This window comes from Microbacterium sp. Cr-K32 (assembly GCF_000708345.1).
Taxonomy (GTDB): domain Bacteria; phylum Actinomycetota; class Actinomycetes; order Actinomycetales; family Microbacteriaceae; genus Microbacterium; species Microbacterium maritypicum_A.
Genome location: NZ_JARD01000006.1, coordinates 145,441 through 168,162, shown reverse-complemented (window position 1 = coordinate 168,162; position 22,722 = coordinate 145,441). Strand labels below are relative to the sequence as shown.

The window sequence follows — 22,722 nt, the reverse complement described above, 5'->3', positions numbered from 1 at the left end:
CGGCGGAATGAGGGCGGCGGAATGAGCATGGTCGCAGGCAGGGAACCGTCGGCGGATGGCGGGGGATTGAGCATCGATCACGGCGGGGCGATCGCCGTCGACACCGAGCAGCTGCGCGATCTCGGGGCACGGATGCGATCGGTGGCGTCGGAGTACGAACACGCACGCGCCGCGGTCCGCCGGGCACACGCGCTCATCTCCTCGGCGCCGGAGACCGGTTCGGGAGTCGATGTCGGTGCACTGCAACGGAGTGTCGAGCGGATCGATGAACTGTGCGTCGAGATCGAGAACGCCTGCACGGGAACCCTGGTGATGGCTGACGCGTTCGAGGTGGTCGAGCTGCGCGCGCAGGCGGAGGCGCTCACCCTCACCGATGCCGCGGCGGCGAGCGCCGTGCAGGCGCGCGCCGACCGGCTCGTCGCCGATGACGAACGGATCGGGACCATGGCCGAGTGGCTGGTGGCCGGCTGGAAGGAGCGGCGATTCGAGGGACTGGGCGAGCAGTACGACCTGGCGGGGGCGCTCCCGCCGCTGTTCCTCGCCGGGGCGATGGTGGGCGTCGCATCCGGGCTCGGCACGGTCCGGCCGGGGATGACGCTGGCGGGGAAGGCCGATCCCGTGCAGGTGATGCCCGTGAAGACGTCGGCTCCGAATGCGCCTGCCGGCCTCGCTGCGGCATTCCGTCGCATACCGGGAGCGGCCTCGCAGGTCGCGGTCGAGAAATACACGATGGTCGGTGGGGCGACCCGGTATGTGGCCTACGTCGCCGGGACTCAGGAGTCCCTGCCGTGGCGGTCGGGGAAGTCCGAGCCGTGGGACATGAAGTCGAACATCGAGCTCTATCAGGGCCGCGCATCGGCGTCGTATCAGGCCACGGTCGACGCGTTGGGCGCGGCGGGGGCGAAGCCGGGGGATCAGGTCGACGTGGTCGCGCATTCGCAGGGCGGGATGATCGCCGCCCATCTCGCGATGGAGAGCGATTTCGAGGTGTCGATGCAGCTGACCGCGGGGAGCCCGACCGAACCGACGCTCGGAGAGGATCAGACCCTGATCCAGCTCCGCCACACCGACGACGTCGTCTCGGCGCTCGCCGCCGGGGGCTCCGCGGCCGGCACGGGATCCCCCGACAGCTTCACGGCCTCGCGCGAAGGGGATCCGCACGACGGGATGCAGGACCTGACGCTGCAGACCCACCATCTCGAGACCTACATCGAGACAGCGGAGATGGTGGATGCGTCGGGCGATCCCCGCGCCGAGGCTCTCGACGAGTACTGGGACGAGCTCGGACAGGCGGTCGAGGTCGAGCGGACCGAGTACCACGCCGAGCGAAAGGGATGATGACCGACTTCGAGATCAGCCGGCTGCTTTTCGAGCGGCTGGAGGAGCGCGCTTTCTCAGTCGCGGCGGCTCTTGCTCTGCGGGCGCAGGATGAAGCCGAAGATGCCGTTGATGATCGAGATGATGAGCGCGGCCACCACGCCCCACCAGAAGTCGCCGACCGTCAGGCCCCAGCCGAAGCCACTCGTGATCCAGGCCGTCAGCCACAGCAGGAAGCCGTTGATCAGGAACCCGATCAGCCCGAACGTGATGATGTAGAGCGGGAACGCGACGATCTTCACCACGGTGCCGATGATCGTGTTCACGAGGGCGAAGATCGCGGCCACCGCGAGCAGGGTCAGCACCAGCTGCAGCGTCTCGCCGGGTGGGAAGGCGGTGATCACGACCTGCAGGGCGGGGATGAGCGTGACGACCCAGAGGGCGAAGGCGTTGACGACGACGCGGATGATGAAGCGCATAGTCCGACCAGTGTCCCACGGACGCCCGCGAGATGTCAGCGCGCCGTGTCTTCCCGGATATGGGCGGCAATGACCTGCGCGATCTGCTTCAAGTCCAACCGACTCTGTGCGACGTCGAGGACGAGGTCGAATGCCTCGTCGCTCGTGAACGTCGGCTCGTAGCCGTTGAGTCGGATGAAGATGAAGGTGAGGCAGAGCGAGACGCGCTCGTTGCTATCGAACAGCGCGTGGTTCTGAGCTACCGAACTGATCAGCGCGGCGGCCTTCGCTTCGAACGTCGGGTACGCGTCGGCGCCGAACATCCCTGCGGATGGTCAAGCGAGCGCGGAGAAGAGCAGTCCTTCGTCGCGGACGTGCAGGCCGAGCTTCGCGATCAGGGCGAGGGCCTGGTAGCGCTCGGTGATCTCGTCCGCGATGGAGAGCACGCGATCCGTCTTCGACTCGCTGTTCGCGAAGCGCGTCGCCGCCTCGATGATCACCGCGTGCTTCGAGGTGTGCCGGGCGCGCGCGATCGCCTCGAGCTGAGCATCGAGTTCTTCCGGAAGTCGCACCGTCATCGCCATACCGGAATGGTACGACCGCGAATCGGTCGTCGACAGGGGAGAAGCCGCCGGGGAAGAGTCTGCTGCCCTCGTAGACTCGACCTCGTGACCGAGCCGATCCTGCCCCGCATCCGTCCCGCCATCGCCGCTCTCGCGCCGTACCGTCAGGGCAAGCAGGCAGGGCCCGACGCGTTCAAGCTGTCGAGCAACGAGAACCCCTTCGATCCGCTGCCCTCGGTGCTCGAAGCCCTGCAGAGCACGACGCCGATCAACCGCTACCCGGATGCCACCGCCGGCCGCCTGCGCGCGCGTCTCGGAGCCCGTTACGGGGTCGAGCCCGACCAGGTGCACGTCGCTTCCGGCAGCGTGTCGATCCTGCACCAGCTAATCCTCGCGACCGCATCGGTCGGCGATGAGGTCATCTACGCCTGGCGTTCCTTCGAGGCCTACCCGAGCCTGCCGCTCGTGGCGGGCGCGACCGGGGTGCAGGTTCCGCTCACCGCCGACTCCCGCCACGACCTCGACGCGATGGCGGACGCCGTGACCGACCGCACCCGTGCGATCATCCTGTGCACGCCCAACAACCCGACCGGTCCGATCATCACGTCGGCCGAGTTCACCGCCTTCGTCGAGCGCGTCCCGAACGATGTCCTGATCATCCTCGACGAGGCGTACGCCGAGTTCGTCACGGCGCCCGACGCGGTCGACGGTCTCGCCGAGCGCGTGTTCGAGCAGCACCCGAACGTCGTGGTGCTGCGCACCTTCTCGAAGGCCTACGGCCTCGCCGGCCTCCGCGTCGGCTACGCGATCGGCCACGAGAAGGTGCTCGACGCCGCGCGCACCACCGGCATCCCCCTCTCGGTCACGTCCGCCGCCGAGAACGCCGCGATCGCGAGCCTCGACGCCGAGCCCGAGCTGCTGGAGCGTATCGCCGTGATCGTCGAGCGACGCGCCCGCCTGGTCGAGGGCCTCCGCGCACAGGGCTGGGACGTCCCCGACTCCCAGTCCAACTTCGTCTGGCTGCCCGCAGGAGAGCGCACCGACGAGGTCGCTGCGGCCTTCGTCGAGAACGACCTCATCGTCCGGCCGTTCTCGGGGGACGGCATCCGCATCTCGGTGGGCGAGGAGGGCTCCATCGCCCGCGTGCTCGAGGTGGCCGCTTCGGTCCGCTGAGCCGTCGCCGCACCGGCCCGGGGCGGTTTTCCGCGGTTTTCTCCGGGTTCCGGGCAGTTACAAGGGCGTCCTAGGTATGCGTGACGACGCATGCGGGCGCGGGTAGCGTGAGAGCGTGACCACCTCCGAGACACCCCTTGTGAGCGTTCTGGACGAGACCGGACGGTACGCCCCGTCCGCCGCCGCAGAACGGTACCTTCCCCTGATCGAAGCGATCGGCGACGCCGAACTCGAGCAGTTCTACCGGGACATGGTCGTCATCCGCGCGATCGACACCCAGGCGACGAACCTGCAGAGGCAGGGGCAGCTCGCGCTGTGGCCGCCGAGCCGGGGGCAGGAGGCGGCGCAGGTCGGCTCCGGTCGTGCGGCCCGTGCGCAGGACACGATCTTCCCTTCGTACCGCGAGCACGCGGTGACCCGCATCCGCGGCGTCGACCCGGTCGACATCATCAAGCTGATGCGTGGTGTCTCGCACGGCGGGTGGGACCCCACCGACCCCAAGAACGGCAATACCCGGCTGTACACCCTCGTGCTCGGGTCGCAGGTGCTGCACGCGGCCGGCTACGGGATGGGTCTCGCGTTCGACGGCCGCACCGGTACAGGCGACCCGGACCGCGACGAAGCGGTCATCGTCTACTACGGCGACGGTGCGTCCAGCCAGGGAGACGTGCACGAGGCGATGGTCTTCGCCGCGAGCTACCAGGCGCCGACCGTCTTCTTCCTCCAGAACAACCACTGGGCGATCTCCGTGCCCGTCTCCACGCAGTCGCGTGTGCCGCTGGTGCAGCGCAGCGCGGGCTACGGCATCCCGAGCGTCCGGGTCGACGGCAACGACGTGCTCGCCAGCTATGCGGTCTCGCGCACGGCTCTCGACGAGGCCCGTGCCGGCAAAGGTCCGCAGGCGATCGAGGCCGTCACCTACCGGCTCGGCGCGCACACCACCAGCGACGACCCGACGAAGTACCGCGGCAGCGACGAGGAGCAGTACTGGGCCGGTCGCGACCCCATCGTCCGGATGCGCGCGTTCCTCGAAGGACGCGGTGCCTCGGCGCAGCTCTTCGCCGACGTGGAGGCCGAGGCGGCGGATGCCGCGGAGGATCTGCGCGCCCGCACGGTCGAGCTGGGGCCGCCCAGCCCGGACAAGATGTTCGACCACGTGTACAGCGAGCCGCATCCGCTGATCGACCAGCAGAAGGCCTGGCGCGCGCAGTACGAGGCGTCGTTCGAAGACGCGTCGCTCGAAGGAGGAGCCCGGTGACTCTCGAGACGATGCCGCTCAGCAAGGCGCTGAACGCGGGTATGCGCAAGGCGATGGAGAACGACCCGAAGGTCCTGCTCATGGGCGAGGACATCGGCAAGCTCGGCGGCGTCTTCCGTGTGACGGAGCACCTGCAGCGCGACTTCGGCGACCGCCGGGTGCTGGACACCCCGCTGGCCGAGTCGGGCATCGTCGGGACCGCGATCGGCATGGCGATGGTCGGGTTCCGTCCCGTCATCGAGATCCAGTTCGACGGCTTCGTGTTCCCCGCGTTCGACCAGATCACCACCCAGCTCGCGAAGCTCACCAACCGGCACGAGGGCGCCATCAGCATGCCCATCGTGATCCGGATTCCCTACGGCGGGCACATCGGCGCGGTCGAACACCACCAGGAGAGCCCCGAGGCGTATTTCGCGCACACCCCGGGTCTGCGGGTGGTCTCGCCGTCGACGCCGAACGACGCGTACTGGATGATCCAGGAGGCGATCGCCTCGAACGACCCGGTGATCTTCATGGAGCCGAAGAGCCGCTACTGGCAGAAGGGCGAGGTCGAGCTCGATTCCTCCGCCGTGCCGCTGCACTCCTCACGTGTCGTGCGCACGGGCAGTGACGTGACCCTCGTCGGCCACGGCGCGATGGTCACCACCCTCCTGCAGGCCGCGGCGCTCGCCGAAGCCGAGGGCACGAGCTGCGAGGTCGTCGACGTGCGCTCGCTGTCGCCGGTCGACTACGAGCCCATCCTCGACTCGGTGCGCAAGACCGGACGCATGGTCTACGCGCAGGAGGCCCAGGGCTTCGGAAGCATCGGCGGGGAGATCGCGGCGACCGTCATGGAGCGCGCGTTCTATGCGCTCGAAGCTCCAGTGCTGCGCGTCTCCGGTTACGACACCCCGTTCCCGCCCGCGAAGCTCGAAGGCGCATATCTCCCGGATGCCGACCGCATCCTCGAGGCCGTCGATCGCTCACTCGCCTACTGACATCCCCGCTCGGCCGAAAGGACTCGTCATGAGCACGCAGAACTTCACCCTCCCCGACGTCGGGGAAGGCCTGACCGAGGCCGAGATCGTGGCCTGGAAGGTCGCCCCCGGCGACACGGTCGCGATCAACGACGTGCTCTGCGAGATCGAGACGGCCAAGTCGCTCGTCGAGCTGCCGTCGCCGCACGCGGGTGTGGTGGGCGAGCTGCTGGTCGAGGAGGGAACGACGGTCGAGGTCGGCACGCCCATCATCACCTTCGTGACCGAGCCTGCGGCGGGTGCAACGGCCGCTCCCGTCGCCGTGGCTCCCGCCGCAGAAGAGGGCGGCGGATCGGTGCTGGTCGGCTACGGCACGGGCGGCGGCGCCACTTCGCGTCGCAAGCGCCCGGCCGAGCGTCCGGTGCGCTCGTCGGTGGGCGTGATCGCGAAGCCGCCGATCCGCAAGCTCGCGCGCGACCTCGGCGTCGACCTCACCACGGTCGCCGCGACCGGTGCCGACGGCGAGGTCACCCGGGACGACGTCATGAAGCACGCGTCGCAGGCGAGCGTCTTCCGCAACATCGAGACTCCCGAGTGGGGAGCCGTGCGCGAGGAGACCGTGCCCGCACCGCAGGCTGCACCGGCAGGGCTCGCGCGAGGGCTCACTCCGACCCAGCCTTCGGCCGCCGGCGACGACCGCACCGAGTCGATCCCGGTCAAGGGTGTGCGCAAGGCCACGTCTTCAGCGATGGTGCAGAGCGCGTACTCGGCCCCGCACGTGACGGTCTGGAAGGAGATCGACGCGAGCCGCACGATGGAGCTCGTGAAGCGTCTGAAGGCCTCGCCCGACTACGCCGATATCCGCGTCTCGCCGCTGCTGATCATGGCTCGCGCCGTGATCTGGGCCGCCCGTCGCACGCCGATGGTGAACGCGGCCTGGATCGAGACCGAAGCCGGTGCGGAGATCGCCGTGCGCCACTACGTGAACCTCGGGATCGCCGCCGCCACCCCGCGCGGCCTGCTGGTGCCGAACATCAAGGACGCGCAGGACCTCGGCATGAAGGACCTGGCGCGGGCTCTGAACCGTCTCACGCTCACGGCGCGCGAGGGCAAGACTCCACCGGCCGATCAGCAGGGCGGCACGATCACGATCACGAACATCGGTGTGTTCGGGATGGATGCCGGCACGCCGATCATCAACCCCGGCGAGGCGGGCATCGTGGCGATGGGCACCATCAGTCAGAAGCCGTGGGTCGTCGACGGCGAGGTGCGTCCTCGTTGGGTGACCACGGTCGCAGGGTCGTTCGACCACCGCGTGATCGACGGCGACGGCATGAGCCGCTTCATCGCCGACGTCGCCTCCGTGCTCGAGGAGCCCGCGCTGCTCGTGGACTGACCCCGCGTCGGTCAGCGTCAGATCAGGCAACCTGCCGCCGGATCATGCCGATCCGGCGGCAGGTTGCCGGTTCTCGCAAGATGGCCTGATGTCGAGGCGGGGGCGCGCAGGGCGGCGCCGGATCCCGCGTCAGGCGCTCGCGCGGAGGCGCTCCTCCGCCAGACGCGGCACCGCGTGTTCCCTTGCCGCCTTCCGGGCGGTCGCCACGGCACCCCGTGACACGACCTCGGCCCCCAGCGTCGACGCCAGGATCTCCGGCGCCGGCAGGTGCAGTTCCTCGGGCAGGATGCGACGGGCGGCGGTCAGCACGGGCTCGATGCTCTCGGCGACCGCTCCGCACACGATGACGCGCGCCGGGTCGTACATGCTGCCGAGCACGCCGACGATGCGGGCGACGGTGGCCCCGACGCGCGAGGTGACCAGCACGGCGTCCGGGTCGCCTGAGGCCGCGAGGGTCAGGACGAGCCGGGGGTCGATGCGGTCGGCCTCGACGAGCCGGCCGACGGTGCTGTCGCCGGCGATCTCCCCGGAATCCACAGCTGCACGCACCTGATCCTGCACGGCGTAGCGGAGCCCGAACGCCGAACCCACACCCACGATGTGGTCGAAGACGACGCCCTCGCCGACACCGCCGTGCGCACCGTGCAGCACATGGCCGTCGACCACCACGCCGCCGCCGAACCGTTCGCTCGCGAGCAGCGCCACGTAGTCGCGGCATCCGATCGCCGCGCCCTCAGCGCCCTCGGCGATGGCGGCGAGTTGCGCGTCGTTCTTGATCTGCACGACCGGGGCCCAGTCGCTCAGTGCCTCGGCGAGCCCGGGGTTGGTCCGTTCCCAGAAGCCGTCCGGGTGAGGTGGGGAGATGCCGTCGCGGTTCACGGGCGCCGCGACGCCGACGCACAGCGCGAGCACCTGGTCGCGCGTCACCTCGGCCTCGGCGAGCGCATCGTCCAGGCGCTCCAGTATCGCCGTGCGCCGCTCGGGCGCCGACTGCCCCGGCTCGAACTCCACGCGGTGATGCACGAGGGTCCGATCGAGGGGGTCGGCCACAGTCACGGCGAGGTGGGTGTCTCCCGCGTCGACACCGATCACGACCCCGAGATCGGGGGCGAGGACGAAGCGACGCGAGGGGCGGCCGGAGCGGTAGGTGCCCGCGGCACGGGCGTTCGGCAGCTCGCGCAGCACCTCGGCCCCGACCAGCGTGTCGATGGCGTCGATCGCGGTGGAACGGGTCAGGGAGGTGCCGGCCATCGCCTCGGTCGCGGTGAACTCGCCGGCGGTCCAGGCGAAGTCGAGGACGGCACCGACGCTCGCGCGTCCGGTTCCCAGGTCTGCGGAGACTTCTGTCATGGCCCTTGACCTCCCTGTCCTCCAATGAGAGAGTACCGTTCGATAGAGTAAATTCGCTCACTAGATTTAGTGCATGAATTTATATGACGGAAGGACGACGGTGTCTGAGAGACGAACACGCGCGGTGCGAGCGGCGGCCGCGGCCCTGGGGGTCACCCTGGTCGGCACAGCCCTCGCGGGTTGCGCCGCTGACACGGGAGCGGAGACCATCCGCTTCACCTTCAGCAAGCGCGAGGCGATCGAGTTCATGACCGCCCTCGTCGCCGAGTACAACTCCTCGCAGAGCGACGTGAAGGTCGAGATCGACACCTCGGGCGTCGATGTCGTCTCGGCGAGTTTCGTGCGGGGCAACCCGCCCGACATCATGCTCGCCAACTACAACTACGAGATCGCCCGGTTCGTGCAGCGCTGCGCGCTCACCGATCTCGCAGGCACCGACGCCGCCGCGGGCATCCGCGACGACCTGCAGCCGCTGATGGACCAGTACGGGTCCTGCGAGGGCCGCACCAGCGCCCTCCCGTACTCGGTGATGGCCGCGTCCGTCATCTACAACAAGGAGATCTTCCAGGCGCAGGGCCTCGAGGTCCCGCAGACCTGGGACGAGCTGCTCGCGGTGTGCGACCAGCTCAAGGCCGCCGGCATCGATCCGTTCTACGGCACGTTCAAGGACGACTGGACCGTGGGCCAGGGGTGGTACGACTACACCGCGGGCGGCTCGGTGGACGTGATCGATTTCTTCGATGCCCTCGCTGATGAGGGCGCGGACGTCGGTCCCGACTCCGCGGTCTCGTTCTCGAAGGACTTCGCCGAGCCGATGGACAAGATGATGCAGCTCGCGAACGACTACACGAACGGGGATGCGCCGAGCCGCGGCTACGGCGACGGCAACCTCGCTTTCGGCAAGGGTGAGGCCGCGATGTACCTGCAGGGCCCGTGGGCCTTCAGCGAGATCGCGAAGACCGCACCCGACCTGCAGCTGGGCACCTTCCCGCTGCCGATGACCGACGACCCGGCCGACCTCGGCGTGCGCGTCAACATGGACCTGGCCGCGATGATCCCCGAGGGTTCTCGCCATCAGGAGGCCGCCCGCGACTTCCTCGAGTTCCTCTACGAGCCGCAGAACATCGAGGAGTACAACGCCTCGCAGCTCGGCTTCACCCCGACGAAGGGTGCTCCCGCCCCCGACGACCCCCGCATCGAGGGGATGGTCGAGTACTACGACAACGGGCAGATCTACCAGGGCCCGTCGGTGCTCGTGCCCAAGACGCTTCCGATCATGAACTACGCGCAGGCGATGGTGCTCGGCGCCTCTCCGACCTCCATCCTGCGCACGATGGACGCGGACTGGGCCCGCATCGCCTTCCGCGCGCCGATCCCGTCGACGAAGGACGCCGCGTCCGCTTCCGGCACCCCATCCGCTTCCGGCGAGACAGAGGAGTCCGCGCCATGAGCACCACCACGCCCACCACGCCCACCGCGCCCGGTGACAGCACGACCCTCATCGTCACCGGCGGCGACCGGAAGCTCCGGCGGCACACGCGTCGCGTCGAGCCGATCTACTACCTGTTCCTGCTGCCGACGCTGGTGCTCTTCACGCTCGCGATCACGGTTCCGGGAGTCATCGGCATCTTCTTCAGCTTCACCGACTCGATCGGCATCGGGGAGTGGAGCTTCAACGGACTGACGAACTACATCGCGCTGTTCAGCGATCCGTCGATCCTGCAGAGCTACCTGTTCACCTTCGGGTTCTCGATCGCCACGGTGATCGTCGTCAACGTGGTCGCGTTCCTGCTGGCGGTCGGGCTCACCTCGCGCATCCGCTTCAAGACGGGCCTGCGCACGATCTTCGTGATCCCGATGGTGATCTCGGGCATCATCATCGCCTACGTCTTCAACTTCCTGTTCTCGAACTCGATCCCCGCGGCTGGCGCGGCGGCCGGCATCCCGTGGCTCGAGACGAGCCTGCTCGCCAACCCCGACCTCGCCTGGATCGCCATCGTCATCGTCACCGCCTGGCAGGCCGTGCCCGGCACCCTGCTGATCTACATCGCCGGCCTTCTCTCGGTTCCCGGCGAGGTGTACGAGGCGGCGAGCATCGATGGCGCCAGCAAGGCGCAGCAGCTCACCCGCATCACGCTCCCGCTCGTCGCGGGCTATGTGGTGATCAACGTGATCCTCGGATTCAAGGGGTTCCTGAACGCCTACGACATCATCGTCGGCCTCACCAACGGAGGCCCCGGAACCTCCACCCGCAGCGTCGCGATGACGATCATCGCGGGCTTCAACGGCGGCGACTACGCCTATCAGATGGCCAACGCGACCATCTTCTTCATCGTCGCCGTGCTCATCTCCCTCCTCCAGCTGTCGCTGACGCGCGGAAGGAACGCACTCTGATGTCGACGCAGACACTCACCACTGTCCCCACCTCGGGCAAGAAGCCGCGCGTGCGCATGGAGCGCGTCAACTGGTCGGGCACGATCATCCTGATCCTGTGCGCCGTGACCGTGCTCCTGCCGCTGTACGTGACCATCTCGATGGCGCTCAAGACCACGGGTCAGGCGGTCGACGGCAATGCCTTCTCGCTGCCGGCCCCGTTCAGCGTCGACGGTTTCGTCGAGGCGTGGACGCTGACGAAGTTCCCCGTCGGTGCGGGCATCTCGCTGCTGGTCACCGCCGGCACCGTGATCGCGACGATCGTGCTGGCGGCCTTCGCCTCTTACGCCATCGTGCGCAACTGGGACCGTCGGCTGTTCCGCTACTCGTTCTTCTATCTGCTCGCGGCGATGTTCATCCCGTTCCCGGTCGTGGCTCTGCCGCAGATCCAGCTCACCGGACGCGTCGGGCTCGACAACCCGTTCGGCGTGATCATCCTCGCGACCATGTTCCAGCTGAGCTTCAGCGTGCTGCTGTTCACCGCGTTCCTGCGCTCGATACCGATCGAGCTCGAGGAGAGCGCGCGCATCGACGGAGCCACGACCTGGCAGACGTTCTGGAAGCTCATCTTCCCGCTGCTCGCCCCGATGAGTGCGACGGTCGGCATCTTCGCCTTCCTCTACGCCTGGAACGACTTCATGATGCCGTCGCTCATCATCGCCGATCCGGCGCTGCAGACGCTGCCGGTGCGGCAGAACCTGTTCCAGAACCAGTTCAGCAACAACTACAACGTCGCCTTCGCCTCGTACCTCATGGCGATGGCGCCCGCGATCGTGGCCTACCTGTTCACGCAGCGGTGGGTCATGGAGGGCGTCACCCAGGGCGCCGTCAAGGGCTGACCGCCGCACCGCTCGAACCGCTCGAAGCCACCGAAGAACCCGAACACTCGAAGCCACCGAATCACCGGAAACACAGAAGGAGTCCTCCCCTCATGACCGACGCGCTTCTCGCCGAGACCCGCACCGCCGAAGACGCCGCGTGGTGGCGTCAGGCCGCCGTCTACCAGATCTACCCGCGCAGCTTCGCCGACGCGAACGGCGACGGCATCGGTGACATCCCGGGCATCGTCTCCCGGGCCGATTACCTGCAGGGCCTCGGTATCGATGCGGTCTGGCTCAGCCCGTTCTATCCGTCCGCGCTCGCCGACGGCGGATACGACGTCGCCGACTACCGTGACGTCGACCCGCGGCTGGGCTCCCTCGCCGACTTCGACGACATGGTCGAGGCGCTGCACTCCCGCGGCATCCGCGTGATCGTCGACATCGTCCCGAACCACTCGTCAGACCAGCACGAGTGGTTCCAGGAGGCGCTCGCTGCGGGGCGCGGCTCGGCGGCGCGCGACCGCTACATCTTCCGCGAGGGCACCGGACCCGACGGCTCCGAGCCGCCGACCGACTGGGACTCGGTGTTCGGAGGCAGCGCCTGGGAGCGCGTGGAAGACGGGCAGTGGTATCTGCACAACTTCGCCGTGGAGCAGCCCGACCTGAACTGGGACCACCCCGAGGTGCGCGCCGACTTCCTGAAGACGCTGCGCTTCTGGTCGGACCGCGGTGTCGACGGATTCCGCATCGACGTCGCCCACATGCTCACGAAGGACCTCAGCGAACCGCTGCCCTCGCGTGCCGAGCTCGACGCGATGGACCGCACCTCGGGCACGCACCCGATGGTCGACCGTGACGACGTGCACGAGATCTACGCCGAGTGGCGTGCGGTGTTCGACGAGTACGACCCGCCGCGCACCGCCGTCGCCGAGGCCTGGGTGGAGACGCCGGAGCGCCGGGCGAAGTACGCGTCGGCCGAGGGGCTCGGGCAGGCGTTCAACTTCGATCTGCTGGTCGCCGACTTCGACGCCGCGCAGTTCCGCAGCATCATCGCCGACAACCTGCAGCAGGCGGCGGCGACCGGATCGTCGACCACCTGGGTGCTGTCGAACCATGACGTCACCCGCCATGCCACCCGCTACGGGCTCCCGGCACTGAACGGCCGTCCGGTCAAGCAGGGCACCGAGTGGGTGAAGGCCGGTGGTCCGGCGGACGCACTCGACCGCGAGGGCGGGCTCCGCCGGGCGCACGCGGCCACCCTGCTGCTGCTCGGCCTGCCTGGCAGCACCTATCTCTATCAGGGGGAGGAGCTCGGTCTCCACGAGGTCGCGCAGATCACGCCGGAGCAGCGTCAGGATCCGGGCTTCTTCCGTGGCGCGGAGTTCGACGGCCTCGGTCGGGACGGATGCCGCGTGCCGCTGCCGTGGACCGCTGCGGGATCCTCGTACGGATTCGGGGCCGCAGGCGCGCACCTTCCGCAGCCGGAGTGGTTCGCGCAGTATGCGGTCGACGTCGAGGCGGCGGACCCGTCGTCGACGCTCTCGCTGTACCGGGAGGCCCTGCGCCTGCGGCACCTGCTGCAGACCGGCGAGACCCTGGAGTGGATCGAGACCGGCCGCGACGATGTGCTGCGCTTCGCCCGCCCGAACGGCTGGCAGGTGGTGTCGAACTTCGGCGCCGAGCCCGTCGACCTCGGTGCGGATGCCGCCGACGTCGTGCTCGCGAGTGCTCCGCTCGAGGGCTCGACGCTTCCCGGCGAGGCCACGGTCTGGATCGCGCCGGCCGAGCTGCGCGCCTGAGCTCCCGCAGCTGCGAAAACAGAGACGATTCGCGTCACGCGCGGGGTGTTGATCACCGACACCCCGCGTGAACGTCGAATCGTCTCCGTTTTGGCGGGCAGGCAGGTTCGTGGGCAGCAGGTTCCTGGCCAGGTGGGGCGGCGGATTTGATAATGGTTCTCATTAGCGTTTAGAGTGAGGGCATGAAGAAGCCCGTCGTCGCCCTCGCCCTCGCATCCGTCGCCGCTCTCACGCTGGCCGGATGCTCCACCCCCTCGGCGGGGGAGGGCGACGACGGCACCATCACGGTCGTCGCGAGCACCAACGTCTACGGCGACATCGCCGCGACGATCGGCGGAGACCGCGTCGACGTGCAGTCGATCATCACCTCCGCCTCGCAGGACCCGCACTCCTACGAAGCCAGCGCCCGCGACCGGCTGACCGTGCAGAAGGCCGACCTCGTGATCGAGAACGGCGGCGGCTACGACGCCTTCATCGACACGCTGCTGCAGGACGCGAAGGACCCGCATGTGGTCACAGCCGTCGAGTACTCGCACGACTTCCCCGGGAACGAGGGTCACGACGAGGCGGGCCACGACCACGCCGACGAGTCGGCGAGCGCTGCCCCCGAGGAGAGCGACGCGCCCGAGGACGAGGCGCACGATCACGCCGACGACGAGGCCGGGCACGAGGGCCACGACCACATCGAGGGCTTCAACGAGCACGTCTGGTTCGACCCGCACACCATGATCCACGTCGTAGAGGCCATCGCCGACGAGCTGACCGAGCTCGACCCCGACGGAGCGAAGGAGTTCGCCGCGAACGCGGCCACCCTCACCGCCGACCTCGAAGGCTTCGAGACCGAGCTGGCGACCCTCAAGACGGAGGCGCCCGACGTCGACGTCTTCATCACCGAGCCGCTGCCCGGCTACCTCGCCGCAGCCGCCGGATTCACCGATGTCACCCCCGACGGATTCGCCGAGTCGGTCGAAGAAGGCACCGACGTCGCCCCGGCCGTGCTGCTGCAGGCGCTCGACGTGATCGGCAGCGGTCAGGTGACGGCACTGCTGACCAACGCGCAGACCGGCGGGTCCGAGACCCAGCGCGTCGAAACCGCGGCGAAGGACGCCGGCATCCCCATCGTCGCCTTCACGGAGCTGCTCGAGGACGGATCGTCGTACTCTGAGTGGATGAGTGACGCGATCCAGAGCCTCGCCGCCGCCGTCAAGTCGTGAGCGGCGCCGCACAGCGCGGGAATCCGGTCCTCGAGATCTCCGACGCGTCGCTGCAGCGCGGTGATCGCGAACTCTGGTCGGGCCTCGACCTCACGGTCGAGCCGGGGGAGTTCATCGCGGTGCTCGGCCCCTCCGGGTCGGGCAAGACCACCCTGCTGCGGAGCATCCTGGGCCTGCAACCGCTGTCTTCGGGCACGATCCGCGTCGCGGGTGAGCCCGTGCACCGCGGTAACTCCCGTATCGGGTACATCCCGCAGCAGCGCTCGCTCGCCCCCGACACGAGCATGCGAGCCCGCGACCTCGTCGCCCTCGGCGTGCAGGGGAGCCGCTTCGGCTTCCCGATCCCGCACCGTGGCGACCGCGCCAAGGTCGACCACCTGCTCGAGGCGGTCGGCGCCTCGCACTTCGCCGATCGCCGGGTCGGACTGCTCTCGGGCGGCGAGCAGCAGCGGTTGCGGGTCGGTCAGGCCCTCGCCGACGAGCCGGCTCTGCTGCTGTGCGACGAGCCGCTGTCGAACCTCGACCTCGCGAACCAGGTCGCCGTGACCGACATCATCGATCGTCAGCGCCGTGAGCGCGAGGCGGCGGTGTTGTTCGTCACCCATGACATCAACCCGATCCTCGGCCGGGTCGACCGCATCCTCTACATCGCCGGCGGACGGTTCCTGCTCGGAACCCCCGACGAGGTGCTGCAGACGCGCGTGCTCACCGACCTCTACGGCACTCCGGTGTTCGTGCTCCGCGCGGGCGACCGGCTGGTGGTCGTGGGCGTGCCGGACGCCGAGCCCCACCACGACCACGGCGACCACGAGCACGGACACCACGACCACGGAGGAGCGGCATGAGCGTCGCACTGGGCATCGTGCCGCTGGTCGACTGGAGCGACGTCTTCTCGTTTCAGGACTACGGCGAGCTCGTCACCCTGCTCGCGAACTCGATCATCGCCGGCGCGGTGCTCGGCATCGTCGGCGGACTCATCGGCGTCTTCGTGATGCAGCGCGACCTGGCTTTCGCGGTGCACGGCGTGAGCGAGCTGTCATTCGCGGGAGCGGCTGCCGCCCTGCTCTTCGGCGGAAGCGTGGTGGCCGGGTCTCTCGGCGGAGCGCTCGTCGCCGCCATCCTGATCGGGGTCCTCGGGGCCAAGGCCAGGGACCGCAACTCCATCGTGGGTGTGCTCATGCCGTTCGGCCTGGGCCTCGGCATCCTGTTCCTCTCGCTCTACGACGGCCGCAGCGCCAACCGCTTCAGCCTGCTCACCGGCCAGATCGTGTCGGTCTCGAGCCCCGACCTCGGCTGGCTCATCGGCATCAGCATGGTCGTGTTGATCGGGCTGCTGGTGATGTGGAACCCGCTGCGGTTCGACTCGCTCGACCCGGAATCGGCTGCGGCCCGCGGCGTGCCGACCCGTGCCGTCAGCCTGCTGTTCATGGTGCTGCTCGGCCTGATCGTCGCGGTGAGCGTGCACATCATCGGTGCGCTCCTGGTGATGGCGTTGCTGGTCACCCCCGCGGCCGCCGCGATGCGCGTCACCGCAGGCCCCATCGCCGTGCCGTTGCTGGCCGCGCTGTTCGGCTTCGTCTCCGCGGTCGGCGGCATCCTGCTGGCCCTCGCCGGCACGCTCCCGGTGAGCCCGTACATCACAACCCTGTCGTTCACGATCTACGTGGTGTGCTGGATCGTGCAGAAGGCGCGGGCCCGAGTGCGCCGTGTGCGGGCCTGAGATCCTCTCCCAGCCCTCGCCAACCCCCGCGGCCTAGACTCTTCATATGGCTCAGCGGAACACCTGGCAGCGCGAACGTGTGCGCGAAGCACTCGCCGACGCGCGCGGATTCGTGAGCGCGCAGAGCCTGCACGCCGCGCTGCGCGACGACAACACCGGCATCGGCCTCGCCACCGTCTACCGTGCGCTGGCCGGACTCGCCGCCTCCGGAGACGCCGACTCGCTGCAGAGTCCCGAGGGCGAGGCGCTGTACCGCGCCTGCACCACGCAGGGCCACCATCACCACCTCATCTGCCGATCCTGCGGTCTGACCGTCGAGATCGAGGCCAAGGACGTCGAGCAGTGGGCGCACCGCACCGCGGCACTGCACGGCTTCACCGAGGCCGCCCACGTGGTCGACATCTTCGGGCTGTGCACCCCGTGTGCGAACAAGCGCGACGCCGAGAGGGCCGCGTCCGCGTGAGCTCCTCGGCAGCAACGGCGACCCGTCACGGCCACTCCCATCGCCCGGCGCCCTCGCCGCGATCGGCATGGATCGGCGTCGGCCTGGGCGCTGCCATCATCGCCGCGCTCTTCCTGATCGATGCCTTCCTGCCGACGCTGTTCCCCGCCTCGCTGCCCACCCGCGCGCAGGACGGGCTCACCCTCGCGCTGAGTGTGCTCATCGAAGCCCTGCCGTTCGTGATCCTCGGCGTGCTGCTCTCGATCGTGGTGCAGGTGTGGCTCCCGGCCGATGCGATCCACCGCTGGCTGCCGAAGCGCGCGTGGGCCCGCCGTGCGGTGCTGTCACTGTTGGGCATGCTGATCCCGGTGTGCGAGTGCGGCAACGTGCCCTTCGCCCGTGGCCTCATGATGCGCGGCCTCGCGCCGGCCGAAGCGATGACGTTCCTCATCGCCGCGCCGATCGTGAACCCGATCGTGATCCTCACCACGCACGCCGCTTTCGGCTGGGACGGTGGGATCCTCGTCGCCCGGCTCGTGGGCGGCTACCTCATCGCGAACCTCATCGGCTGGATCTACAGCCGCCACCCCGACCCGGACGGCATGCTCACCCAGCGCTTCGTCGACACCTGCGAGCTGGTCACCCACGAACCGGGCACGCCGGTGCGCCGCAGTCTCACCCAGTTCCTGATCGAGCTGCGCGCCGTCATGCCCGCACTCGTGATCGGCTCGGCGCTCGCCGGGGCCGTGCAGGTACTGATCCCGCGCGAGTGGCTGCTCGCGATCGGGTCGAACCCGGTGCTGTCGATCGTCGCCATGATGGCGCTCGCGATGACGGTGGCCATCTGCTCGAACGTCGATGCGTTCTTCGCGCTCTCGTTCGCCTCGACGTTCTCGTCCGGCGCCCTCGTCGCCTTCCTGCTCGTCGGTCCGCTCGTCGACATCAAGATGCTGGCGCTCATGCGCACCACGTTCACCGCGCGCACGCTCGTCGGGATCGTCGGCATCGTGCTCGCCTCGGCTTTCGCGATCGGTATCGGGGTGAACGTCCTTGTCTGAGCAGACGGCGCGGTCCGAGCAGACCGCCACCCGCATACGTGCACTCGGCACCCGCTGGCTGGGTGTGGGGCTCGCGACCGTCATCTCGGTCGTCACCCTCGGCCTCGGTCTCACGGGGCGCCTCAACCTCTACATCAGCCCGGAGTCGGTGTGGTTCGCCTGTACCGCCGCGGTCGTGACCCTGGCCGGAGCGATCTGGTCGTGCACCCTCCCGTTGGGGGAGGAGGGCGACCACGGCCACGACCACGGGCCTGTGCCCGCTCCCGCAGTCCACGGCGACCGCGAGGGTGCGGATCAAGACGGTGCGGATCACGACGGTGCGGATCACGATGGTGCCCCGGCCTCCTCTCGCCGCGCGCTCGCCGGAGTCGCGGCCGTCGCCGGCGGAGTCATCGCCTCGGGTGTCGTCGTGGCGGGTCTCGTCCTGCCGCCGGCCTCCCTGTCGGTCGAGCTCGCGATGTCGCGCGCGGGAGAGCAGAGCGCATTGTTCGCCGGCGCGGACTCGGTCGCGCTCGGCGTGGCCGACACGTCGACGTTCGGCGTCGGCGACTGGGCGAGCGTCTTCACGGCGGCGACGAACACGGCCGCTTACGACGGCGCCGCGGTGAAGCTCACGGGCTTCGTGACGCCCGGCGCGTCGGGGGACGACGGTGTGAACCTGACCCGTCTGGTCATCACGCATTGCGTGATCGATGCCCAGACCGCCGTTCTGCCCGTCGATGTGAAGCCCGACGAGTACGCGACCGGCCAATGGGTCGAGATCACCGGCACCGTGCGCGCGGATGCCGACGGCAAGCTCCGCATCGAGCCGACCGATGTCGTCGCGATCGATGAGCCGGGAGACCCCTATGAGTACTGACGACGAGCGCCCAGAGGTGCCCGCCGTCCCGCGCACCCGCGCGGAGATGCGTGCAGCGCGAGAAGCTGCCGAAGCGGCGGAGGCCGAGCGGATCGACCGCGCGGTGGCGTCTGCCGACCATGTCGCACCGCCCGCCGACCAGCCCACCCCGGCCGATCGGCCGGGCGATCAGCAACCTGCCGGTGCAGACGAAGCGGCTGCGCGCGAGGCGGCTGCGCGCGAGGCGGCTGCGCGTGAAGCCGCTGCTCGTGAAGCCGCGGTCCGTGAGGCAGGTGACCGTGAGGTCGCCGAGCAGGAGGCCGCCGCCCGCAAGATGGCCGCCTTCGAGGCTGCGGCGCGCGAGGATGCGGAGGCGACCGCTCTTCCGCCCGTCCCCCTCGCGACCGAACCCGTGTTCGTCGGCGCCGCACCGGAACCCGTCGTCGAGACCTCGGTGGCCGGTGCAGCGGTAGGTGCGGCGGCACATGACGCGACAGTGGATCCGTATGCGCCGCCGACCCCCCGCGCCACCGCCGAGCGCCGGGTCCCGCCCGCGCCGGGGAGCCGACGCCGGTTCGTGCTCACGGTTGCCGCGGTCCTCGGGGTGCTCGTCGTCGTCGGGACGGGGTTGGGCATCGCCAGCCTTCTTCAGGGTCCGCGCATCAGCGATGTGCAGGTCGATGCGGCACAGGCGATCGAATCGTCCGGCAGCCGCGTGATCCTCACTGCGAACCAGGCACTCGCCGACATCGACCCGGCGCAGGTCACGGTCGAGCCGGAGGTGCCCTTCACGGTGGATGCCTCGGGGCGCGGCGTGGGCGTGCGATTCACGGTCCCGCTCGACGACTCGACGGAGTACACGGTCCGTGTCGCCGATGTGGTCGGTGCCGGCGGTGGCCCGAAGACGACGCTGACCACGAGCTTCACGACGCCGCCGTCGAACATCTTCCTGCTGCGTCGCGATGTCGCGGGCAAGGACAAGATCTTCCTCACCGACCTCAGCGGCGAGAAGGCCGTCCCGGTCTTCGAGCACGACAAGATCAACGACTTCCGCGCGACCTCCACGCAGCTCGTGGTGTCGGTCGAGGAGGACGACGGGTCCCGCCTGCTCGTGATGGACCGCGACGGCAAGAACCAGCGTGAGCTCACTCTTCCCGGTGAGGGATACGTGGGCGCGATCCAGGTCTCCGAACGCGGCGGCCTCGTCGGCTACAGCTACTCCGACAAGGAGCTCAGCGACACCGAGGGGCGTGCGAGCGTGCTGGTCACCCAGTCGCTGAGCGGCGATGACGACCCGCAGATCATCGAGGTCGCCGGCGCCGAGGCGAGCGTTTTCGTCTGGCAGTTCGTGCCCGACAGCGCAGCCGTGCTGTTCATCGACTTCGACGGAGCCCTCTCGCTCGTCGACCGTTCGACCGACACGGGTGTGCAGTCCCTCGGCCTCGCGGCCACCATCCAGGGGATCTCCCGCGGCACCTACACGGCGATCGTCGAACGGCTCGACGGGGCCGTGGTCGAACTCAATCTCGCAGACGGGTCGGAGCAGCCGCTCGCGGCATCCGATCCCGACTACGGGACGGCGAGCTCGATCACGCCGTATCCCGGTGGCACGTTGCGCCACGTGATCGCTCGCGACGACGAGGGGCTGCCGATCGGACAGGTGGTCGTGCGCGTCGACGACGACGGCGCGGCGACCCCGCTGGTCGAGGTCGGATCCACGGACTCGATCCTGCAGGCCTGCGCGTCGCCGAGCGGCCAGTACGCCGCCGTCGTCGTTGCTCCCGACCTGGCGAACAACGCCTACGACGGGATGCTGCTGCCGCTGCCCGAGAACGTCGAGACCCACCTGATCGACATGGCTTCCGGCAAGGAGATCGTCGCCCTCACCGGCTTCGACGCCTCGTGGTGCCAGACGGCTCCGCGCTTCTGAGATGACGGACGGTTCCGACCTCCTCCGCGGCGTCGACCTGCCGCACGAAAGCCTGCGCCGTGCCGTCCGTGCAGACCTGAGCGCCTCTGCGGTCGACGTCGCACCGCGCCTGCTCGGAGGCGAGCTGCGCACGGTCGTCACGATCGGGAGCGACTCCGTTCCCGTCGAGGTGCGGTTGCGCATCACGGAGGTCGAGGCATACCACGGGCAGGGCACGGGCGAGATCCCCGATCCGGGTTCTCATGCGCGCATGGGGCGCACGGCCCGCAACTCCACGATGTGGGGCGAGCCGGGCCACCTGTACGTGTACCTGAGCCACGGCATCCACTCGTGCGTGAACGTCGTGTGCGGCCCTGAAGGGCAGGGCGACGGCGTGCTGCTCCGGGCGGGCGAGATCGTGAGCGGCACGGAGGCGGCGGCCCTCCGACGTGGCGTCGCGCTTCCCCTTCGGCGCACGACGCTGCGGGACCTCGCCCGCGGGCCGGGTCGTCTCGGACAGGCAGTGGGATTGCGGCATCCCATGCACGACGGGATCGACGCGATCACGGGTGGGGAGCGTCGCGGAGCACGAGCCGAGCTGTGGCTGGGTCCGCAGCGGGACGACGTGGCCAGCGGTCCGCGCGTCGGTGTCGCCGGCGTCGCCGGGACCGCGGCTTTCCCGTGGCGCTTCTGGATCGACGCGGACCCGACGGTGTCGCCGTTCCGATGGGGCAGGGGCGCGGCCGAGGCTGCTGCCGAACTCGCTTCGGGGGAGCCGGGATCGACCGCGTCGGCGCCCGTGCTAAACTGACTCTTTGTCTGCGCACACTCCTGTGCGCAGTTCGCGTGCTTCCCCTTCTGCGGCCGAGAGATCGGCGGGTCGTGGTTGCGTGCAGACAAGGGATCTTGGGTGGGGCCGTCCGGCCTCACGGTATAGAAGGAGTCACATCATGGCAGCAGTGTGCCAGGTGACCGGAGCTGTTCCCGGCTTCGGACACAATGTCTCGCACTCGCACCGCCGGACGAAGCGCCGCTTCGACCCGAACGTGCAGAAGAAGACGTATTTCGTTCCCTCGCTCGGTCGTAAGATCACGCTCAACGTGTCCGCCAAGGGCATCAAGGTGATCGACGTCCGTGGCATCGAGAACGTGGTCAAGGACCTCCAGGCGAAGGGTGTGAAGCTCTAATGGCCAAGAAGGCTCAGGACGTACGTCCGATCATCAAGCTGCGTTCGACGGCAGGTACGGGATACACGTACGTGACCAAGAAGAACCGCCGCAACACCCCCGACCGCCTCGTGCTCAAGAAGTACGACCCGGTCATCCGTCAGCACGTCGAATTCCGAGAGGAGCGTTGATCAATGGCTAAGAAGAGCAAGATCGCTCGCAACGAGCAGCGCAAGGTCATCGTCGAGCGTTACGCCGAGCGTCGCGCCGAGCTGAAGAAGACCCTGGTCGACCCGAACGCCACCGACGAGGCCCGCGAGGCCGCTCGCGTCGGCCTGCAGAAGCTGCCGCGCAACGCGTCGCCGGCTCGCGTGCGTTCGCGCGACGTCATCGACGGCCGCCCCCGCGGTGTCCTCACGAAGTTCGGCATCTCGCGTGTCCGCTTCCGTGACATGGCACACCGTGGCGAGCTGCCCGGCGTGACCAAGTCGAGCTGGTAAGTCTCAGCAGACAGTCGAATGGGGCGAGGATCTTCGGATCCTCGCCCCTTTCGCGTCTCCACCCTCACGTTCGCTCCGCGCCTGTGTCTCCTGTCTCTGTCTCCTGTCTCCTGTCTCCTCTGTCTCCTGTCTCCTGTCTCCTGTCTCCTGTCTCTGTCTCTGTCTCCTGTCTCCTGTCTCCTGTCTCCTGTCTCCTGAAGCGCCACGCGAAGGGCGGACTTCTCGCTGATAGGCGGACTTCGGTGATGGGGTTCGCCGCCCATCACGAGGAAGTCCGCCCGAAGACTGCCCCTGCACAGCGAGTAGCCACTGCTAAGGAGTCAACAGAGGGCGGATCTGTGGCGCTGCGGG

Annotated in this window: 24 protein-coding genes; 20 read left to right on the top strand and 4 right to left on the bottom strand. The window is 68.9% G+C overall.

All coding sequences use genetic code 11. The features are described 5' to 3' along the window. The first annotated feature begins 21 nt into the window (after positions 1-21). Positions 22-1,338, top strand: coding sequence for a hypothetical protein (locus GZ64_RS0101195; RefSeq protein ID WP_029264841.1), 1,317 nt, complete (start codon positions 22-24; stop codon positions 1,336-1,338). Between the two features lie 56 nt (positions 1,339-1,394). Here GZ64_RS0101195 and GZ64_RS0101190 read toward each other — a convergent pair whose 3' ends face one another. From GZ64_RS0101190 to GZ64_RS19940, 3 genes are read right to left on the bottom strand one after another with little or no spacing between them, the layout of a single operon-like run. After that, positions 1,395-1,796 carry a phage holin family protein gene (locus GZ64_RS0101190; protein ID WP_021201595.1) on the bottom strand — a complete coding sequence of 134 codons (402 nt, stop codon included), beginning with the start codon at positions 1,794-1,796 and terminating at the stop codon, positions 1,395-1,397. Between the two features lie 35 nt (positions 1,797-1,831). Further along, the gene (locus GZ64_RS18870; protein ID WP_168441094.1) at positions 1,832-2,098 is read right to left on the bottom strand and encodes a type II toxin-antitoxin system death-on-curing family toxin; all 267 of its coding nucleotides are present in this window, start codon (positions 2,096-2,098) and stop codon (positions 1,832-1,834) included. A gap of 12 nt (positions 2,099-2,110) precedes the next feature. After that, positions 2,111-2,359, bottom strand: a complete 249-nt coding sequence (locus GZ64_RS19940; RefSeq protein ID WP_231479801.1) for a ribbon-helix-helix protein, CopG family — start codon at positions 2,357-2,359, stop codon at positions 2,111-2,113. Between the two features lie 84 nt (positions 2,360-2,443). On the opposite strand from GZ64_RS19940, the gene GZ64_RS0101175 reads away from it, so the two are divergent. The 4 genes from GZ64_RS0101175 (at position 2,444) to GZ64_RS0101160 (ending at position 7,121) form a co-directional block, all read left to right on the top strand. Continuing rightward, positions 2,444-3,511 (top strand): histidinol-phosphate transaminase, encoded by a 1,068-nt coding sequence (locus GZ64_RS0101175; RefSeq protein WP_029264840.1) that lies wholly within the window; start codon positions 2,444-2,446, stop codon positions 3,509-3,511. A 115-nt stretch (positions 3,512-3,626) separates the two neighbouring features. Beyond that, positions 3,627-4,769, top strand: coding sequence for a thiamine pyrophosphate-dependent dehydrogenase E1 component subunit alpha (locus GZ64_RS0101170; RefSeq protein WP_029264838.1), 1,143 nt, complete (start codon positions 3,627-3,629; stop codon positions 4,767-4,769). 11 nt (positions 4,770-4,780) lie between these two features. Then, positions 4,781-5,746, top strand: a complete 966-nt coding sequence (locus GZ64_RS0101165; RefSeq protein WP_029264836.1) for an alpha-ketoacid dehydrogenase subunit beta — start codon at positions 4,781-4,783, stop codon at positions 5,744-5,746. Positions 5,747-5,774: 28 nt separating this feature from the next. Next, complete coding sequence (locus GZ64_RS0101160) at positions 5,775-7,121, top strand: dihydrolipoamide acetyltransferase family protein (protein ID WP_029264835.1); 1,347 nt, start codon at positions 5,775-5,777, stop codon at positions 7,119-7,121. A gap of 129 nt (positions 7,122-7,250) precedes the next feature. Here GZ64_RS0101160 and GZ64_RS0101155 read toward each other — a convergent pair whose 3' ends face one another. After that, a complete protein-coding gene (locus GZ64_RS0101155) occupies positions 7,251-8,471 on the bottom strand; it encodes an ROK family protein (RefSeq protein ID WP_029264834.1) in 1,221 nt (406 codons plus the stop codon). 100 nt (positions 8,472-8,571) lie between these two features. Between GZ64_RS0101155 and GZ64_RS0101150 the strand changes: the two genes are divergently transcribed. From GZ64_RS0101150 to rpsN, 15 genes are all read left to right on the top strand, one after another. Next, entirely contained in the window at positions 8,572-9,921 is a 1,350-nt protein-coding gene (locus GZ64_RS0101150) for an ABC transporter substrate-binding protein (protein WP_036330896.1), read from the top strand. Then, positions 9,918-10,865 (top strand): carbohydrate ABC transporter permease, encoded by a 948-nt coding sequence (locus GZ64_RS0101145; RefSeq protein WP_172889164.1) that lies wholly within the window; start codon positions 9,918-9,920, stop codon positions 10,863-10,865. Before GZ64_RS0101150 ends, GZ64_RS0101145 begins: the two co-directional genes overlap by 4 nt. Beyond that, on the top strand, positions 10,865-11,743 hold the full coding sequence (locus GZ64_RS0101140) for a carbohydrate ABC transporter permease (RefSeq protein WP_021201606.1): 879 nt from the start codon (positions 10,865-10,867) through the stop codon (positions 11,741-11,743). The genes GZ64_RS0101145 and GZ64_RS0101140 overlap by 1 nt, the downstream gene beginning before the upstream one ends. 92 nt (positions 11,744-11,835) lie before the next feature. After that, positions 11,836-13,524, top strand: coding sequence for a glycoside hydrolase family 13 protein (locus GZ64_RS0101135; protein WP_029264831.1), 1,689 nt, complete (start codon positions 11,836-11,838; stop codon positions 13,522-13,524). A gap of 182 nt (positions 13,525-13,706) precedes the next feature. Further along, on the top strand, positions 13,707-14,738 hold the full coding sequence (locus GZ64_RS0101130) for a metal ABC transporter solute-binding protein, Zn/Mn family (protein WP_029264830.1): 1,032 nt from the start codon (positions 13,707-13,709) through the stop codon (positions 14,736-14,738). Further along, positions 14,735-15,583 carry a metal ABC transporter ATP-binding protein gene (locus GZ64_RS0101125; RefSeq protein ID WP_029264829.1) on the top strand — a complete coding sequence of 283 codons (849 nt, stop codon included), beginning with the start codon at positions 14,735-14,737 and terminating at the stop codon, positions 15,581-15,583. Before GZ64_RS0101130 ends, GZ64_RS0101125 begins: the two co-directional genes overlap by 4 nt. Continuing rightward, positions 15,580-16,458, top strand: a complete 879-nt coding sequence (locus GZ64_RS0101120) for a metal ABC transporter permease (RefSeq protein ID WP_029264828.1) — start codon at positions 15,580-15,582, stop codon at positions 16,456-16,458. Before GZ64_RS0101125 ends, GZ64_RS0101120 begins: the two co-directional genes overlap by 4 nt. A 46-nt stretch (positions 16,459-16,504) precedes the next feature. Further along, positions 16,505-16,921: a Fur family transcriptional regulator gene (locus GZ64_RS0101115; protein ID WP_021201611.1), complete on the top strand. Its 417-nt coding sequence runs from the start codon at positions 16,505-16,507 to the stop codon at positions 16,919-16,921. Continuing rightward, on the top strand, positions 16,918-17,958 hold the full coding sequence (locus tag GZ64_RS0101110; protein ID WP_021201612.1) for a permease: 1,041 nt from the start codon (positions 16,918-16,920) through the stop codon (positions 17,956-17,958). The genes GZ64_RS0101115 and GZ64_RS0101110 overlap by 4 nt, the downstream gene beginning before the upstream one ends. Next, positions 17,951-18,817 (top strand): TIGR03943 family putative permease subunit, encoded by an 867-nt coding sequence (locus GZ64_RS0101105; RefSeq protein WP_208323785.1) that lies wholly within the window; start codon positions 17,951-17,953, stop codon positions 18,815-18,817. The genes GZ64_RS0101110 and GZ64_RS0101105 overlap by 8 nt, the downstream gene beginning before the upstream one ends. Continuing rightward, positions 18,807-20,726 (top strand): hypothetical protein, encoded by a 1,920-nt coding sequence (locus GZ64_RS18865; RefSeq protein WP_231479800.1) that lies wholly within the window; start codon positions 18,807-18,809, stop codon positions 20,724-20,726. The genes GZ64_RS0101105 and GZ64_RS18865 overlap by 11 nt, the downstream gene beginning before the upstream one ends. 1 nt (position 20,727) lies before the next feature. After that, a complete protein-coding gene (locus GZ64_RS0101095) occupies positions 20,728-21,516 on the top strand; it encodes a DNA-3-methyladenine glycosylase (protein WP_051667794.1) in 789 nt (262 codons plus the stop codon). A 139-nt stretch (positions 21,517-21,655) separates the two neighbouring features. After that, positions 21,656-21,892: a 50S ribosomal protein L28 gene (rpmB, locus tag GZ64_RS0101090; protein ID WP_017203559.1), complete on the top strand. Its 237-nt coding sequence runs from the start codon at positions 21,656-21,658 to the stop codon at positions 21,890-21,892. Beyond that, on the top strand, positions 21,892-22,062 hold the full coding sequence (gene rpmG, locus GZ64_RS0101085; RefSeq protein ID WP_017203558.1) for a 50S ribosomal protein L33: 171 nt from the start codon (positions 21,892-21,894) through the stop codon (positions 22,060-22,062). Before rpmB ends, rpmG begins: the two co-directional genes overlap by 1 nt. 3 nt (positions 22,063-22,065) lie before the next feature. Next, on the top strand, positions 22,066-22,371 hold the full coding sequence (gene rpsN / locus GZ64_RS0101080; RefSeq protein ID WP_017829734.1) for a 30S ribosomal protein S14: 306 nt from the start codon (positions 22,066-22,068) through the stop codon (positions 22,369-22,371). Positions 22,372-22,722 lie beyond the last annotated feature (351 nt).

Coding starts and splice junctions, on each gene's coding strand:
- GZ64_RS0101195 (WP_029264841.1), top strand. CDS start 22: ATGAGCATGGTCGCAGGCAGGGAACCGTCGGCGGATGGCGGGGGATTG.
- GZ64_RS0101190 (WP_021201595.1), bottom strand. CDS start 1,796: ATGCGCTTCATCATCCGCGTCGTCGTCAACGCCTTCGCCCTCTGGGTC.
- GZ64_RS18870 (WP_168441094.1), bottom strand. CDS start 2,098: ATGTTCGGCGCCGACGCGTACCCGACGTTCGAAGCGAAGGCCGCCGCG.
- GZ64_RS19940 (WP_231479801.1), bottom strand. CDS start 2,359: ATGGCGATGACGGTGCGACTTCCGGAAGAACTCGATGCTCAGCTCGAG.
- GZ64_RS0101165 (WP_029264836.1), top strand. CDS start 4,781: ATGCCGCTCAGCAAGGCGCTGAACGCGGGTATGCGCAAGGCGATGGAG.
- GZ64_RS0101160 (WP_029264835.1), top strand. CDS start 5,775: ATGAGCACGCAGAACTTCACCCTCCCCGACGTCGGGGAAGGCCTGACC.
- GZ64_RS0101155 (WP_029264834.1), bottom strand. CDS start 8,471: ATGACAGAAGTCTCCGCAGACCTGGGAACCGGACGCGCGAGCGTCGGT.
- GZ64_RS0101145 (WP_172889164.1), top strand. CDS start 9,918: ATGAGCACCACCACGCCCACCACGCCCACCGCGCCCGGTGACAGCACG.
- GZ64_RS0101140 (WP_021201606.1), top strand. CDS start 10,865: ATGTCGACGCAGACACTCACCACTGTCCCCACCTCGGGCAAGAAGCCG.
- GZ64_RS0101135 (WP_029264831.1), top strand. CDS start 11,836: ATGACCGACGCGCTTCTCGCCGAGACCCGCACCGCCGAAGACGCCGCG.
- GZ64_RS0101130 (WP_029264830.1), top strand. CDS start 13,707: ATGAAGAAGCCCGTCGTCGCCCTCGCCCTCGCATCCGTCGCCGCTCTC.
- GZ64_RS0101120 (WP_029264828.1), top strand. CDS start 15,580: ATGAGCGTCGCACTGGGCATCGTGCCGCTGGTCGACTGGAGCGACGTC.
- GZ64_RS0101115 (WP_021201611.1), top strand. CDS start 16,505: ATGGCTCAGCGGAACACCTGGCAGCGCGAACGTGTGCGCGAAGCACTC.
- GZ64_RS18865 (WP_231479800.1), top strand. CDS start 18,807: ATGAGTACTGACGACGAGCGCCCAGAGGTGCCCGCCGTCCCGCGCACC.
- GZ64_RS0101095 (WP_051667794.1), top strand. CDS start 20,728: ATGACGGACGGTTCCGACCTCCTCCGCGGCGTCGACCTGCCGCACGAA.
- rpmB (WP_017203559.1), top strand. CDS start 21,656: ATGGCAGCAGTGTGCCAGGTGACCGGAGCTGTTCCCGGCTTCGGACAC.
- rpmG (WP_017203558.1), top strand. CDS start 21,892: ATGGCCAAGAAGGCTCAGGACGTACGTCCGATCATCAAGCTGCGTTCG.
- rpsN (WP_017829734.1), top strand. CDS start 22,066: ATGGCTAAGAAGAGCAAGATCGCTCGCAACGAGCAGCGCAAGGTCATC.